15 protein-coding genes are annotated in these 14,336 nt (G+C 63.8%); all 15 read left to right on the top strand.

The window, feature by feature from the left end; genetic code table 11:
• Positions 1-78 precede the first annotated feature (78 nt).
• The 15 genes from JJT62_RS14070 to JJT62_RS14000 all read left to right on the top strand — a co-directional run bounded on the left by JJT62_RS14070 (position 79) and on the right by JJT62_RS14000 (position 14,333).
• Complete coding sequence (locus JJT62_RS14070; RefSeq protein WP_202073407.1) at positions 79-912, top strand: ATP12 family chaperone protein; 834 nt, start codon at positions 79-81, stop codon at positions 910-912.
• A 174-nt stretch (positions 913-1,086) separates the two neighbouring features.
• The gene (locus JJT62_RS14065) at positions 1,087-1,452 is read left to right on the top strand and encodes an NADH-quinone oxidoreductase subunit A (protein WP_202073406.1); all 366 of its coding nucleotides are present in this window, start codon (positions 1,087-1,089) and stop codon (positions 1,450-1,452) included.
• Entirely contained in the window at positions 1,443-2,030 is a 588-nt protein-coding gene (locus JJT62_RS14060) for an NADH-quinone oxidoreductase subunit B family protein (protein ID WP_202073405.1), read from the top strand. The genes JJT62_RS14065 and JJT62_RS14060 overlap by 10 nt, the downstream gene beginning before the upstream one ends.
• 134 nt (positions 2,031-2,164) lie before the next feature.
• Complete coding sequence (locus JJT62_RS14055; RefSeq protein ID WP_202073404.1) at positions 2,165-2,767, top strand: NADH-quinone oxidoreductase subunit C; 603 nt, start codon at positions 2,165-2,167, stop codon at positions 2,765-2,767.
• An 11-nt stretch (positions 2,768-2,778) separates the two neighbouring features.
• Positions 2,779-3,999 carry an NADH-quinone oxidoreductase subunit D gene (locus JJT62_RS14050; RefSeq protein ID WP_202073403.1) on the top strand — a complete coding sequence of 407 codons (1,221 nt, stop codon included), beginning with the start codon at positions 2,779-2,781 and terminating at the stop codon, positions 3,997-3,999.
• On the top strand, positions 3,999-4,607 hold the full coding sequence (nuoE, locus tag JJT62_RS14045; protein ID WP_202073402.1) for an NADH-quinone oxidoreductase subunit NuoE: 609 nt from the start codon (positions 3,999-4,001) through the stop codon (positions 4,605-4,607). Before JJT62_RS14050 ends, nuoE begins: the two co-directional genes overlap by 1 nt.
• Before the next feature lie 11 nt (positions 4,608-4,618).
• Complete coding sequence (locus JJT62_RS14040; RefSeq protein ID WP_202073401.1) at positions 4,619-4,873, top strand: hypothetical protein; 255 nt, start codon at positions 4,619-4,621, stop codon at positions 4,871-4,873.
• Positions 4,874-4,882: 9 nt separating this feature from the next.
• Positions 4,883-6,187 carry an NADH-quinone oxidoreductase subunit NuoF gene (nuoF, locus tag JJT62_RS14035; RefSeq protein ID WP_202073400.1) on the top strand — a complete coding sequence of 435 codons (1,305 nt, stop codon included), beginning with the start codon at positions 4,883-4,885 and terminating at the stop codon, positions 6,185-6,187.
• Between the two features lie 37 nt (positions 6,188-6,224).
• Positions 6,225-8,282 carry an NADH-quinone oxidoreductase subunit NuoG gene (gene nuoG, locus JJT62_RS14030; RefSeq protein ID WP_202073399.1) on the top strand — a complete coding sequence of 686 codons (2,058 nt, stop codon included), beginning with the start codon at positions 6,225-6,227 and terminating at the stop codon, positions 8,280-8,282.
• A 22-nt stretch (positions 8,283-8,304) separates the two neighbouring features.
• Positions 8,305-9,339: an NADH-quinone oxidoreductase subunit NuoH gene (nuoH, locus tag JJT62_RS14025; RefSeq protein ID WP_202073553.1), complete on the top strand. Its 1,035-nt coding sequence runs from the start codon at positions 8,305-8,307 to the stop codon at positions 9,337-9,339.
• Between the two features lie 3 nt (positions 9,340-9,342).
• On the top strand, positions 9,343-9,831 hold the full coding sequence (gene nuoI, locus JJT62_RS14020) for an NADH-quinone oxidoreductase subunit NuoI (protein WP_165049116.1): 489 nt from the start codon (positions 9,343-9,345) through the stop codon (positions 9,829-9,831).
• 48 nt (positions 9,832-9,879) lie between these two features.
• A complete protein-coding gene (locus JJT62_RS14015) occupies positions 9,880-10,482 on the top strand; it encodes an NADH-quinone oxidoreductase subunit J (RefSeq protein WP_202073398.1) in 603 nt (200 codons plus the stop codon).
• Positions 10,483-10,494: 12 nt separating this feature from the next.
• Positions 10,495-10,803, top strand: coding sequence for an NADH-quinone oxidoreductase subunit NuoK (gene nuoK, locus JJT62_RS14010; protein ID WP_036287502.1), 309 nt, complete (start codon positions 10,495-10,497; stop codon positions 10,801-10,803).
• 9 nt (positions 10,804-10,812) lie between these two features.
• Positions 10,813-12,825: an NADH-quinone oxidoreductase subunit L gene (gene nuoL, locus JJT62_RS14005; protein WP_202073397.1), complete on the top strand. Its 2,013-nt coding sequence runs from the start codon at positions 10,813-10,815 to the stop codon at positions 12,823-12,825.
• Positions 12,825-14,333, top strand: coding sequence for an NADH-quinone oxidoreductase subunit M (locus JJT62_RS14000; RefSeq protein ID WP_202073396.1), 1,509 nt, complete (start codon positions 12,825-12,827; stop codon positions 14,331-14,333). The genes nuoL and JJT62_RS14000 overlap by 1 nt, the downstream gene beginning before the upstream one ends.
• The last annotated feature ends 3 nt before the right edge of the window (positions 14,334-14,336 follow it).

Raw genomic sequence — 14,336 nt, 5'->3', positions numbered from 1 at the left:
CGTGAGCGTCCCCTCTCCCGCGAGAGCGGGGGAGGGACAGGGAGGGGGCCAAGCAGCTCCAACAAACTGGAAAAACCCATGCCCGACACCCCCACCGGCTTCGACGCCGACTTCTTCGTGCCAGCCGCCGAGCGTGACCCCGTGAAAGCCGCGCGCGACCCCGCGCTTCCGTTGCCGAAGCGCTTCTACAAGGAGGCCACGGTCGGCGCGGCGGAAGGCGGCTTTTCGATCCTGCTCGACGGGCGCCCGGTCAACACCCCCGCTAGGCGCCGGGTCGTCGTTCCCTCACGCAAGCTCGCCGAGGCGCTCGCAGCGGAATGGGCGGGGCAGGGCGACTATATCGACCCGGCCACAATGCCGCTGACCAAGCTCGTGAACACAGCCCTCGACGGCGTCGCCGCACAAATGGCGGATGTCGAGGCGGAGCTGGTCAAATACGCAGGCTCCGACATGATCTGCTACCGCGCCGGCGAGCCCGCGAGTCTCGCTGCGGCGCAAAGGGCGGCATGGGACCCGCTGCTGGCCTTCGCGCGCGAGCGGTTCGGCGCGCGGCTGACGCTCGCCGAGGGCGTGATGTTCGCCTCTCAGCCCGACGAGTCCATCGCGGCGCTCGCCGAGGCCGTGCGTCGGCATGTCGGCGAGGGGGCGGGCGCGCCGCTGCGGCTCGCGGCCCTGCATGTCATGACGACGCTGACCGGCTCACTGATTCTCGCGCTTGCCAAGTCTCTGAATCATATCGACCTTGCGCAGGCTTGGGCCGCCGCCCATATCGACGAGGACTTCCAGATGCGGGCCTGGGGCGCGGACGCCGAGGCGCTGGCGCGCCGAGAGGCGCGATTCAAGGAAATGGCGGCGGCGGCGTTTCTCTCAGAATGCGCGATGGAAGGACCGGCAAATGGGCAGGACGCCTGAAAAGGCGTCTCTCCCAAAAGCTTTCCCCTCATAACTTCGCCGTGGCCGTCCTTGTCTCTTGCTTTGCACAAGGCGCTGCGTTACGGAACCCGCGGCCTGGAGCTTTTCCAACTTAGAGTTCCCGAGAAAGCGGCCTTCGCCCCGCCGCACTGTCGGACCGACCGGACACGACTCATGCCGATGCTGCTCGAACAATATATGCCGCTGGCGATCTTCATCGCGCTCTCCGCGATCATCTCCGGCGCGCTGCTCGTCGCGCCCTTCCTCTTCGCCTTCAAGGCGCCGGATCCGGAGAAGCTCTCCGCTTACGAGTGCGGCTTCAATCCGTTCAACGACTCGCGCATGAAATTCGACGTGCGCTTCTATCTCGTGTCGCTGCTCTTCATCGTGTTCGATCTCGAAGTGGCGTTTCTTTTCCCCTGGGCGGTCGCCTTCAAGGACGCCGGGGTCTTCGGTTTCTGGTCGATGATGGTTTTCCTCGGCGTGCTGACCGTCGGCTTCGTCTATGAGTGGCGCAAGGGAGCGCTGGAATGGGATTGATCACGAACCAGGGCCATCAGACGCTGGTGGCGCCGCAGGCCAAGGGACTCATCGATCCGCGCACCGGCAAGCCGGTCGGTTCGGACGACCCCTTCTTCCTGCAGATCAACGAAGAGCTGGCCGACAAGGGCTTCTTCGTCACGGCGACCGACGACGTCATCAATTGGGCGCGCACCGGCTCGCTCATGTGGATGACCTTCGGTCTCGCCTGCTGCGCGGTGGAGATGATTCAGGCGGCTATGCCGCGCTACGATCTCGAGCGCTTCGGCTTTGCGCCGCGCGCCTCGCCGCGCCAGTCGGACTGCATCATCATCGCCGGCACGCTGACGAACAAGATGGCGCCGGCGCTGCGCAAGGTCTATGACCAGATGCCGGAGCCGCGCTACGTCATCTCCATGGGCTCCTGCGCCAATGGCGGCGGCTACTACCACTATTCCTCCTCGGTGGTGCGCGGCTGCGACCTCATCATTCCGGCCGACGGCGATGTGCCGGGCAGCCCGCCGTCGGCGGAAGCGCTGGTCTACGGCATGCTGCTGCTGCAGAAGAAGATTCGCCGCACGGGCACGATCGAGCGGTAAGCAAATTGGCAATGGCGCCTGCCGTCATTGCGAGAAGCGAAGCGACGAAGCAATCCGGCGGACCGGATTGCTTCGCTCCGCTCGCAATGACGGAATGTGACGGACGCGCTCGCGTCCTTGAATGGGGTTGACGAATGTCGGCTGAATTGGAAGCTCTCGGCGCGCGGGTCAGCGGCGCTCTTCCCGGCGCGGTGACCGAGGTGAAGGTCGCTTTTGGCGAGCTCACGCTCACCATCGCGCGCGACCGCTGGATCGACGCGGCGACCTATCTGCGCGACGATCCCGAGTGCCTCTTCGTCAACTTCATCGACGTCACCGCCGCGGATTATCCGGAGCGCGAGGAGCGTTTCGAGGTCGTGGCGCATTTCCAGTCGCCCAAGCACAATCGCCGCATCCGCATCAAGGCGTCGGTCGCCGAAGACACGCCCATCGCCTCGATCGTTCCGCTGTTTCCCGGCGCGGATTGGTACGAGCGCGAGACCTACGATCTCTTCGGCGTGATCTTCGCGGGCCATCCCGACCTGCGCCGCATCATGACCGACTATGGCTTCGACGGTCATCCGCTGCGCAAGGACTTCCCCATGACCGGCTTCGTCGAGGTGCGTTACGACGATGAGCGCAAGCGCGTCGTCTACGAGCCCGTGCGGCTCCAGCAGGAATACCGCAATTTCGATTTCCTCTCGCCTTGGGAGGCCGTGAAATACGACCTTCCCGGCGATGAGAAGGCGAGCAAGTGAGCGCGGCGCAGATGAACGATCAAGCTATCGCCCCCACGAAGCCCGAATCCCAGGGCCTGCGTAACTTCAACATCAACTTCGGCCCGCAGCATCCGGCGGCGCATGGCGTTCTGCGCCTGATTCTGGAGCTCGACGGCGAAGTCGTCGAGCGCGTCGATCCGCATGTCGGCTTCCTCCATCGCGGCACTGAGAAGCTGATGGAGTCGCGCACCTATCTGCAGAACGTGCCATACTTCGATCGGCTCGACTATTGCGCGCCGATGAATCAGGAGCACGCTTTCTGCCTCGCGATCGAGCGCCTGCTCGACGTGCAGGTGCCGCGCCGCGGCCAGCTCATCCGCGTTCTCTACGCCGAGATCGGCCGTCTGCTGTCGCACCTCTTGAACGTCACGTCGCAGGCGATGGACGTCGGCGCGCTGACCCCGCCGCTGTGGGGCTATGAAGAGCGCGAGAAGCTCATGGTGTTTTATGAGCGCGCTTCCGGCGCGCGCATGCACGCCAATTATTTCCGTCCGGGCGGCGTTGCGCGCGATCTGCCGGATCAGCTCGTCGAAGACATCGGCGCCTTCTGCGACCCCTTTCTGAAGCTCTGCGACGATCTCGCGGACCTCTTCATCGAGAACCGCATCTTCAAGCAGCGCAACGTCGACATCGGCGTGATCTCGCTCGAGGACGCCTGGAAATGGGGCTATTCGGGCGTGATGGTGCGCGGCTCCGGCGCGGCCTGGGATCTGCGCAAGGCGCAGCCCTATGAGTGCTACGAGGAGATGGAGTTCGACATCCCCGTCGGCAAGAACGGCGACTGCTACGACCGCGCGGTGATCCGCATGGAGGAGATGCGCCAGTCGACCTACATCATGAAGCAGTGCGTCGAGAAGCTGCTGCGCGCCGACGGTCGGGGTCCTGTGCTGACGCCGAACCACAAGATCACCCAGCCGTCGCGCGGCGACATGAAGCGCTCGATGGAAGCGCTCATCCATCACTTTAAGCTGTTCACCGAGGGCTTCCACGTTCCGGCCGGCGAAGTCTACGCGGCGGTCGAGGCGCCCAAGGGTGAATTCGGCGTTTATCTGGTGTCGGACGGCGGCGATAAACCCTATCGCTGCAAGATCCGCGCGCCGGGCTTCGCCCATCTCTCGTCCATGGATTTCATGTGTAAGGGCCATATGCTCGCCGACGTCTCGGCGATCCTGGGCTCGCTCGATATCGTCTTCGGGGAGGTCGATCGCTAATGTCCGTCCGTCGTCTCGCCGACCAGCAGCCCGAGAGCTTCGAGTTCACGCAAGAAAATCTGGCGTGGCTCGAAAAGCAGATCGCCAAATATCCCGACGGCCGTCAGGCCTCGGCGGTCGTGCCCGCTTTGTGGCAGGCGCAGAAGCAGAATAATTATTGGCTGCCGCAGAAGGCGATCGAGAAGGTCGCCGAGACGCTCGGCATGCCGAAGATCCGCGTGCTGGAGGTCGCGACCTTCTACACGATGTTCAACCTCGAGCCGGTTGGGAAATTCTACATCCAGCTCTGCGGCACGACGCCCTGCATGCTGTGCGGCTCGGACGATCTCATCAAGGTGCTCGAGCGCCGCGTGGGTCCGCAACGCAAGGTGACGGCCGACGGCCTGTTCTCCTGGCTCGAAGTCGAGTGCCTCGGCGCCTGCTGCAATGCGCCCATGGTGCAGATCAACGACGATTATTACGAGGACCTCACGGCCGAGAATTTCGAGAAGCTGCTCGACGATCTCGCCGCCGGCCGTCCGGTGAAGATCGGCTCGCAGAAGGGCCGCGAATCCTCCGAGCCCGAGGGAGGGCTTACGAGCCTCACCTCGCTCTACGGCCAGAAGTGACGGAGCGCGCTATGGCCGAAGTCACGAACGAACTGATCTATGAAGTGCTGAAGGCGATACAGGCGCGCCTCGGCAATCTCGAAGAATCCATGCGCGAATCGCGTGGGGAGGTCAGGGCGCTTCGGTCGGCCATTGCTGCAATCGACAATCGCATGGGCGCTTTTCATATGGATCTGGCGAATATTTACGAGGCGTCCGGCGCGATGGAGGGGCGCATGTCCCGCATCGAGCGCCGCCTCGAAATCATCGACACGCCGCACGCGTAAGGACGGATCATGCTTTCCGACGCAGACCGCATATTCACGAACCTCTACGGCCTCGGCGACCGTTCGCTCGCCGGCGCCCGCGCGCGCGGCCAGTGGGACGGCACCAAGGCTTTGCTCGCCAGGGGCCGCGACAAGATCATCGAGGAAGTGAAGGCTTCCGGCCTTCGTGGCCGCGGCGGCGCGGGCTTCTCGACGGGCCTCAAATGGTCCTTCATGCCGAAGGAAGTCGACCCCAAGCGGCCGCATTACCTCGTCATCAACGCCGACGAATCCGAGCCCGGCACCTGTAAAGACCGCGAGATCATGCGCAACGACCCGCATACGCTGGTCGAGGGCGCTTTGGTCGCGTCTTTCGCGATGGGCGCGCATGCCTGCTACATCTATGTGCGCGGCGAATTCATCGCCGAGCGCATCGCTCTGCAGAAGGCCGTCGACGAAGCCTATGAGGCGAACCTCATCGGCAAGAACAATGTCCACGGCTATCCCTTCGACCTCTACGTCCATCACGGCGCCGGCGCCTATATCTGCGGCGAAGAGACGGCGCTGATCGAGAGCCTCGAAGGCAAGAAGGGCATGCCGCGCCTGAAGCCGCCGTTCCCGGCAAATGTCGGCCTCTATGGCTGCCCGACCACGGTCAATAACGTCGAATCCATCGCCGTCGTTCCGACTATTCTGCGTCGCGGCCCGGCCTGGTTCGCCGGCATCGGCAAGCCGAACAACACGGGCACCAAGCTCTTTTCGATCTCCGGCCACGTCAATCGGCCGTGCAACGTCGAAGAGGCGATGTCCATCTCCTTCCGCGAACTGATCGATGCGCATTGCGGCGGCATTCGCGGCGGTTGGGACAATCTGCTCGCCGTCATTCCCGGTGGCTCGTCGGTGCGCTGCGTTCCTGCGCATCAGATCATCGACTGCCCGATGGACTTCGACAGCCTCGTCAAGCTCGGCTCCGGCCTCGGCACGGCGGCGGTGATCGTCATGGACAAGTCCACCGACATCATCCGCGCCATCGCGCGCCTCGCTTATTTCTACAAGCACGAGAGCTGTGGCCAGTGCACGCCCTGCCGTGAGGGTACGGGGTGGATGTATCGCGTCGTGCAGCGCATGGTCGAAGGCCGCGCGCATAAGCGCGAGATCGATATGCTGTTCGACGTGTCGAAGCAGATCGAAGGCCACACCATTTGCGCGCTCGGCGATGCGGCGGCCTGGCCGATCCAGGGCCTCATCACGCATTTCCGCGAGACGATCGAAGAGCGCATCGACCAATACTCGGCCAATCCGCACCCCGAGCCCATTCGCGAGGCGGCGGAGTGATCATGAACAAGCGCGTTACGACTTCGGAGAGAGCGAAGTGACAAAGATTCTCGTCGATGGCGTCGAGGTGGACGTTCCGGGAGAGTTCACGCTTCTCCAGGCGTGCGAGGAGGCGGGCGCCGAGGTGCCGCGCTTCTGTTATCACGAGCGCCTGTCGATCGCCGGCAATTGCCGCATGTGCCTCGTCGAGGTGAAGGGCGGTCCGCCGAAGCCGCAGGCGTCCTGCGCCATGTCGGTCAAGGATCTGCGTCCGGGCCCGAATGGCGCGCCGCCGGAAGTCTTCACCAAATCTCCGATGGTGAAGAAGGCGCGCGAAGGCGTGATGGAGTTCCTGCTCGTCAACCATCCGCTCGACTGCCCGATCTGCGATCAGGGCGGCGAATGCGATCTGCAGGACCAGGCGCTGGCCTTCGGCGGCGACAGCTCGCGCTATCACGAGAACAAGCGCGCGGTTGAGGACAAATATATCGGCGTCCTTGTCAAGACCGAGATGAACCGCTGCATCCACTGCACGCGCTGCGTCCGCTTCACCGCGGAAGTCGCGGGCACCGGCGACATGGGCGCCATCGGCCGCGGCGAGGATATGGAGATCACCACCTATCTCGAAGGCGCGATGACCTCGGAGCTGCAGGGCAATGTCGCCGACCTCTGCCCGGTCGGCGCGCTGCTGCCCAAGCCCCAGAGCTTCCGCGCCCGTCCGTGGGAATACCAGAAGACCGAGACGATCGACGTCATGGATGCGCTGGGCTCGGCGATCCGCGTCGACTCGCGCGGCCGCGAGGTCATCCGCATCCTGCCGCGCGTCAATGACGCGGTGAATGAGGAGTGGATCTCCGACAAGACCCGCCAGATCGTCGACGGCCTGAAGACGCAGCGCCTCGATCGCCCCTATGTGCGCGAGAACGGCCGACTGCGCCCTGCGAGCTGGAAGGAAGCCTTCGAGCTGATTTCCGCCAAGCGCAAGGCGAGCGCGCCGGGCCGCACTGGCGCGATCGCGGGCGACCTTGCCGCCGCTGAAGAGGTTTTCGCGCTAAAGCTGCTGATGCAGCAGCTCGGCTCGCCGAATTTCGACTGCCGCCAGGACGGCGCCAAGCTCGATCCGAAATTCGGCCGCGGCTCCTACATCTTCAATTCGACGATCGCCGGCATCGATCAGGCGGACGCGCTGCTCATCGTGGGCTCCAACCCGCGCAAGGAATCGCCGGTTCTCAACGCCCGCATCCGCAAGCGCTGGCTGAAGGGCGATCTCAAGATCTCGGTGGTCGGCGAGAAGGCCGATCTCACCTATGACTACGACTATATCGGCGCCGGCCCGGATTCGCTGCTGCGCTTCATCCAGGAGGCGAAGCCGGTCGGCAAGCTTCTGGTGATCGTGGGGCAGGGCGCTCTGTCGCGTCCCGACGGCGACGCCATCCTCGCGCTCTCGGCCCAGGCGGCGCAGAAGCTCAGCAGCGCGGAAGGCTGGAACGGTTTCTCGGTGCTGCATACCGCAGCCTCGCGCGTCGGCGCGCTCGATCTCGGCTTCACGCCGGCTCAGGGCGGCCTCGATGCGCAGGCGATGGCCAAGGCCGGCGCGATGGACCTGCTGTTCCTGCTGGGCGCGGATGAAATCGCGGTCGATCCGGGCGCCTTCGTCGTCTATATCGGCACGCATGGCGACCGTGGCGCGCATCGCGCCGACGTGATCCTGCCGGGCGCCGCCTATACGGAAAAATCCGGTCTCTATGTGAACACAGAGGGCCGCGTGCAGCTTGCCTCGCGCGTCGTCTTCCCGCCGGGCGAAGCCCGCGAGGATTGGGCGGTCCTGCGCGCTTTGTCGGCGGTGGTCGGGCATGCGCTGCCCTTCGACTCGCTGGCGCAGCTACGCAAGAAGCTCGTCGAGGCGCATCCGCATTTTGCCCGCATCGACCAGATCGAGGCCGGCAATCCGGGCGATGTCGTCAAGCTCGCCGGCCATGCGGCCGTCGCAATGAAGGACGCTTTCGTCCCCGCGATCGGCGATTTCTACCTCACCAATCCGATCGCGCGCGCCTCGGCGGTCATGGCGGATTGTTCGGCTCTCGCGCAGGGCCGGCAGGCCCAAGCGGCGGAATAGGAGCGAAGACGTGAGCGATTGGATGAACGCCATCACTGCCTATCTCGCCGAGAGCCCGGTTCTGCTCGCGCTCATCAAGAGCGTGCTCATTGCCGTCGTGCTCTTGATCTATGTCGCCTATGTCATTCTCGCCGACCGCAAGATCTGGGCGGCGGTGCAGTTGCGTCGCGGCCCGAACGTCGTCGGTCCCTGGGGCCTGCTGCAGAGCTTCGCGGATTTCATCAAATTCGCGCTCAAGGAGCCGGTGATCCCGGATACGGCGAACAAGGGCGTGTTCCTGTTCGCGCCCTTCATCATGGCGACGCTGTCCATCGCCGCCTGGGCGGTTATCCCTGTGTCGGACGGCGGCTGGGTCGTCGGCGACATCAATGTCGGCATCCTCTACATCTTCGCGCTGTCGTCGCTGGGCGTCTATGGCGTGATCATGGGCGGCTGGGCGTCGAACTCGAAATATCCCTTCCTGTCGGCGCTGCGCTCCGCCGCGCAGATGGTGTCCTACGAAGTCTCGATCGGCTTCGTCATCATCACCGTGCTGCTCTGCGCCGGCTCGCTGAACCTGACCGACATCGTCCGCGCGCAGGACACGTCCTACGGCATGGCCGGCTGGTATTGGCTGCGTCTCTTCCCGATGTTCATCATCTTCTTCGTCTCGGCGCTGGCTGAAACGAACCGCCCGCCTTTCGACCTCGTCGAAGCCGAGTCGGAGCTCGTTGCGGGCTTCATGATCGAATATTCGGCGACGCCCTACGTGCTGTTCATGCTCGCCGAATACGTGGCGATCGTGACCATGTGCGCGCTGCTGACGATCCTCTTCTTCGGAGGCTGGCTGCCGCCGGTGAACATCGCGCCTTTCACCCTCGTGCCGGGCGTGATCTGGTTCATCCTGAAGGTCAGCTTCTTCTTCTTCTTCTTCGCCATGGTGAAGGCTTTCGTGCCGCGTTACCGGTACGATCAGCTCATGCGCCTCGGTTGGAAAGTCTTCCTGCCGATCTCGCTCGTCATGGTCATCGTCGTCGCTGCGGCCCTTCAATTCGGCCCCGGCCTGATCGCGAGCTAAGTCATGAGACTGGACACAGCCGCAAAGTCGCTCTTCCTCTCCGAGTTCGTCGGCGCCTTCCTGCTGTCGATGCGCTACTTCTTCAAGCCGAAGGCGACCATCAACTATCCGCATGAGCGCAACCCGATTTCGCCACGCTTCCGCGGCGAGCACGCGCTGCGACGCTACCCCAATGGCGAAGAGCGCTGCATCGCCTGCAAGCTCTGCGAGGCGATCTGCCCCGCCCAGGCCATCACCATCGAGGCCGGCCCGCGCCGCAACGACGGCACCCGCCGCACGACGCGCTACGACATCGACATGGTGAAGTGCATCTATTGCGGCTTCTGCCAGGAAGCCTGCCCGGTCGACGCCATCGTCGAGGGGCCGAACCAGGAATTCGCGACCGAGACGCGCGAGGAGCTCTACTACACCAAGGAGCGCCTGCTCGAGAACGGCGCCCGTTGGGAACGCGAGCTCGCGCGCAACATCGCGCTGGACGCGCCCTACCGGTAAGGAACGATACGAGCCGCCTCGCGCGGCTCTTGATGAGAGGATGAGGCCGTGGCGGCTGTATTTTTCTACCTCTTCGCGACGATCATGATCGCGTCGGCCTGCGTGGTGATCTTCGCCCGCAATCCGGTGATTTCGGTGCTGTTCCTGATCCTCGCCTTCTGCAACGGCGCGGGACTCTTCCTGCTGGCGGGCGCCGAATTCCTCGCGATGCTGCTGATCGTGGTCTATGTCGGCGCGGTGGCGGTGCTCTTCCTCTTCGTCGTCATGATGCTCGACGTCGACTTCGCGGAGTTGAAGCAGGGCTTCTCGAAATATCTGCCAGTCGGCGCGGCTGTCGGCGTCGTCGTGCTCGCCGAGCTCGGCATGGTCGCCGTGGGCTGGCAGCCGTCGAGCGCTTCGAAAAATCTCCTCGAGACGCCGATCGCCGCCAATGTCTCGAACACCGCCGCGCTGGGGCAGGTGCTCTACACAAAATATGTGATCTTCTTCCAGGCGTCGGCGCTGGTGCTGCTCACGGCCATGATCGGCGCGATCGTTCTGACGCTGCATCACAAGCCGAACGTCAAGCGGCAGAACATCGCGGCGCAGAACGCGCGCAACGCGAAGAATGTCATTGAAGTCAAGAAGGTTCCGTTCCGGACGGGCGTCTAACGAGGAAAGACCATGACCATCGGCCTGACACATTACCTCGTCGTCGCTGCGATCCTGTTCACGCTCGGCGTCGCGGGCATCATTCTCAACCGCAAGAACATCATCGTCATTCTGATGTCGGTGGAGCTGATCCTCTTGTCGGTGAATCTGAATTTCGTGGCCTTCTCGCAGTCGCTCGGCGACCTCGTCGGCCAGGTGTTCGCGCTCTTCGTGCTCACCGTGGCGGCGGCGGAGGCCGCGATCGGCCTCGCGATCCTCGTCGCCTTCTATCGCAACCGCGGCACCATCGCGGTCGAAGACATCAATTCCTTGAAGGGCTGATCTAGAGCGATGATCCAAGCAATCGTCTTCCTGCCGCTGCTCGGCTTCCTGATCGCCGGCGTCTTCGGGCGCAAGATCGGGCCGCGCCCTTCGGAGCTCGTCACCACGGGCTTGCTGTTCGCCTCCGCGGCCATGTCGTGGATCACCTTCGTCGACGTCGCGCTCGGCCATAACCACGGCTTCACGCCGGTGCTCGCGAACTGGATGACGGTCGGGGCGCTGAAGGTCGATTGGGCGCTGCGCGTCGATACGCTGACAGCGGTGATGCTCGTCGTCGTGACCACCGTGTCGAGCCTCGTGCACCTTTATTCGATCGGCTATATGCATGAGGATCCGTCGCGTCCGCGCTTCTTCGCCTATCTGTCGCTCTTCACCTTCGCCATGCTCACGCTGGTGACGGCCGACAATCTCGTGCAGATGTTCTTCGGCTGGGAAGGCGTGGGTCTCGCGTCTTACCTGCTGATCGGCTTCTGGTATGAGAAGCCCTCGGCCTGCGCCGCCGCCATCAAAGCCTTCGTCGTCAACCGCGTCGGCGATTTCGGTTTTGCGCTCGGGATCTTCCTGATCTTCCAGCTCACCCAGTCGCTGACCTTCAACGAGGTCTTCGCCGCTGTGCCCGGCCTCGCCGGCAAGCCGATCCATGTGTTCGGTCTCGACGTCGATGCGCTGACGATCGCCGCCTTCCTTCTCTTCGTCGGCGCGATGGGCAAGTCGGCGCAGTTCTTCCTGCACACCTGGCTGCCGGACGCCATGGAAGGCCCGACCCCGGTCTCGGCGCTCATCCACGCCGCCACCATGGTCACCGCCGGCGTCTTCATGGTCGCGCGTCTGTCGCCGATCTTCGAGCATGCGCCGGCCGCCCTCGCGTTCGTGACGGTCATCGGCGCCGTCACCGCCTTCTTCGCCGCGACGGTCGGTCTGGTCCAAAACGACATCAAGCGCGTCATCGCTTATTCGACCTGTTCGCAGCTCGGCTATATGTTCGTCGCCGAGGGCGTCGGCGCCTATTCGCTCGGCGTGTTCCACCTCTTCACGCACGCCTTCTTCAAGGCGCTGCTCTTCTTGGGCGCCGGCTCGGTCATCCATGCGATGCATCACGAGCAGGACATGCGCAACATGGGCGGGCTGCGGAAGGACATTCCCTTCACCTTCGCCATGATGACCATCGGCACGTTGGCGCTGACGGGCTTCCCCTTGACCGCGGGCTACTTCTCCAAGGACGGCATCATCGAGGCGGCCTTTGCGGCGAGCGGCCACAGCACGGCTGCGATGCTCGGCTTTGTCTCGACGGTGGTTGCGGCGGGTCTGACCTCCTTCTACTCCTGGCGCCTGGTGTTCATGACCTTCTTCGGTCATCGCGCGGGGCATGAGGCGCCGCATCACACGCATGACGCGGAGACCGCCGCTCACGACGATCACGCGCATGGTCACGACGATCACGGGCATGGGCATCATGCGCCGCATGAGTCGCCGATCGTCATGCTGATCCCGCTTGCGGTTCTCGCCGTCGGAGCGATTGGCGCGGGCTACATCTTCGAGCCCTATTTCGCCGGCCATGCTTACGGCGAATTCTGGAAGGGCGCGCTGTTCACGAGCGAGCACAATGAGGTGCTGCACGAGATGCACAGCATCCCCGCCTGGGCCGGCTATTCGCCCACGGCAATGATGGTGCTGGGCTTCCTCGTGGCGCTCTACGTCTATGTGCTGAAGCCCGGAACCGCGCAGCAACTCGCGGGCGCTTTCCCGCGCCTCTACCAGTTCCTGCTCAACAAGTGGTATTTCGACGAGCTCTATGACGCGATCTTCGTGAAGCCGGCCTTCGTGATCGGCCGTCTGTTCTGGAAGGGCGGCGACGGCGCCATCATCGACGGGCTGGGCCCGGACGGCGTGGCCGCGCGCGTCGCCGACGGCGCCAAGATCGCCGTCCGTCTGCAGACCGGCTTCATCTACAACTACGCCTTCGCCATGCTCATCGGCGTCGCCGCTATCGTCACTTATTTCGTCGCCGGAGGGCTGCGCTGATGTTTGGGTTCGGCATTCTTACCGGCCTTACGTTTCTACCGCTGGTGGGCGCAGCCTTTCTGCTGACGCAGAAGGGCGACGACGAGGCGAGCCTGCGCAACATCCGCTGGGCGACGCTGCTGACGACGCTCGTCACCTTCGCCCTGTCGCTCTACATTTGGGCGGGCTTCGATACGTCGAACCCGGGCTTTCAGTTCGTCGAGGAAAAGAACTGGTTCGGCTCGGGCCTGATCTACAAGCTCGGCGTCGACGGCATTTCGATGCCGCTCGTCCTGCTCACCACCTTCATCATGCCGTTCTCGATCCTGGCTTCCTTCGAGTCGGTCACGAAGCGGGTGCGGGAATATATGCTCGCCTTCCTCGTGCTCGAGACGCTCATGATCGGCGTCTTCTGCGCGCTGGACCTCGTCCTCTTCTATCTCTTCTTCGAGGGCGGCCTCATTCCGATGTTCCTGATCATCGGCATTTGGGGCGGCAAGCGGCGCGTCTACGCGAGCTTCAAATTCTTCCTCTACACGCTCGCCGGTTCGCTGCTGATGCTGGTCGCGATCCTCGCGATGTATAATCACGCGCATACGACCGACATCACGGTGCTGTTGAAGACCGATTTCCCGAAGAACATGCAGACCTGGCTGTGGCTGGCCTTCTTCGCCTCTTTCGCGGTGAAGATGCCGATGTGGCCGGTTCATACCTGGCTGCCCGACGCCCACGTCGAGGCGCCGACGGCGGGTTCGGTCATTCTGGCGGCGATCCTTCTGAAGATGGGCGGCTACGGCTTCATCCGCTTCTCGCTGCCGATGTTCCCCGACGCTTCGGTCTATTTCGCGCCGCTCATCTATGCGATGTCGATCATCGCGATCATCTACACCTCGCTCGTCGCGCTGGTGCAGGAGGACATCAAGAAGCTCATCGCTTACTCCTCCGTCGCCCATATGGGCTATGTGACGATGGGCCTCTTCACGCTGAACCCGCAGGGCGTGCAGGGCGCGATGTTCCAGATGATCTCGCACGGCCTGGTCGCGGGCGCGCTCTTCCTTTGCGTCGGCGTCATCTACGATCGCATGCATACGCGCGAGATCGCGGCCTATGGCGGCATCGTGAACCGCATGCCGGTTTACGCCTTCGTGTTCATGCTCTTCACCATGGCCAATGTCGGCCTGCCGGGCACCACGGGCTTCATCGGCGAATTCCTGACGCTCGCCGGCGCCTTCAAGGCCAATAGCTGGGTGGCGCTCTTCGCGGCGACCGGCGTGATCTTCTCTGCGGCCTATGCGCTCTATCTCTATCGCCGGGTCGTCTTCGGCGCGCTGGAGAAGGCGAGCCTCAAGGACCTCGTCGATCTGTCGCCGCGCGAGATGCTGATCTTTGCGCCGCTAGTCGTTCTGACGATCTATTACGGCGTGCTGCCGGGGCAGATCCTCGCCTCGACGCAGGCCTCGGTCGATCATCTCATCCAATCCCATACGGCGCTGCTCGACGCGGTGAAGCTCGCCGCCGCCGGCCACTGACGG

The organism is Methylocystis sp. Sn-Cys (assembly GCF_016745395.1).
Classification (GTDB): domain Bacteria; phylum Pseudomonadota; class Alphaproteobacteria; order Rhizobiales; family Beijerinckiaceae; genus Methylocystis; species Methylocystis iwaonis.
Note: the sequence above shows the minus strand (reverse complement) of the source record. Positions and strands in the feature narration are given on the sequence as shown.

Coding starts and splice junctions, on each gene's coding strand:
- JJT62_RS14065 (WP_202073406.1), top strand. CDS start 1,087: ATGCCGATGCTGCTCGAACAATATATGCCGCTGGCGATCTTCATCGCG.
- nuoE (WP_202073402.1), top strand. CDS start 3,999: ATGTCCGTCCGTCGTCTCGCCGACCAGCAGCCCGAGAGCTTCGAGTTC.
- JJT62_RS14040 (WP_202073401.1), top strand. CDS start 4,619: ATGGCCGAAGTCACGAACGAACTGATCTATGAAGTGCTGAAGGCGATA.
- JJT62_RS14000 (WP_202073396.1), top strand. CDS start 12,825: ATGTTTGGGTTCGGCATTCTTACCGGCCTTACGTTTCTACCGCTGGTG.
- JJT62_RS14070 (WP_202073407.1), top strand. CDS start 79: ATGCCCGACACCCCCACCGGCTTCGACGCCGACTTCTTCGTGCCAGCC.
- nuoI (WP_165049116.1), top strand. CDS start 9,343: ATGAGACTGGACACAGCCGCAAAGTCGCTCTTCCTCTCCGAGTTCGTC.
- nuoK (WP_036287502.1), top strand. CDS start 10,495: ATGACCATCGGCCTGACACATTACCTCGTCGTCGCTGCGATCCTGTTC.
- nuoL (WP_202073397.1), top strand. CDS start 10,813: ATGATCCAAGCAATCGTCTTCCTGCCGCTGCTCGGCTTCCTGATCGCC.
- JJT62_RS14055 (WP_202073404.1), top strand. CDS start 2,165: ATGTCGGCTGAATTGGAAGCTCTCGGCGCGCGGGTCAGCGGCGCTCTT.
- nuoH (WP_202073553.1), top strand. CDS start 8,305: ATGAACGCCATCACTGCCTATCTCGCCGAGAGCCCGGTTCTGCTCGCG.
- JJT62_RS14060 (WP_202073405.1), top strand. CDS start 1,443: ATGGGATTGATCACGAACCAGGGCCATCAGACGCTGGTGGCGCCGCAG.
- nuoF (WP_202073400.1), top strand. CDS start 4,883: ATGCTTTCCGACGCAGACCGCATATTCACGAACCTCTACGGCCTCGGC.
- JJT62_RS14050 (WP_202073403.1), top strand. CDS start 2,779: ATGAACGATCAAGCTATCGCCCCCACGAAGCCCGAATCCCAGGGCCTG.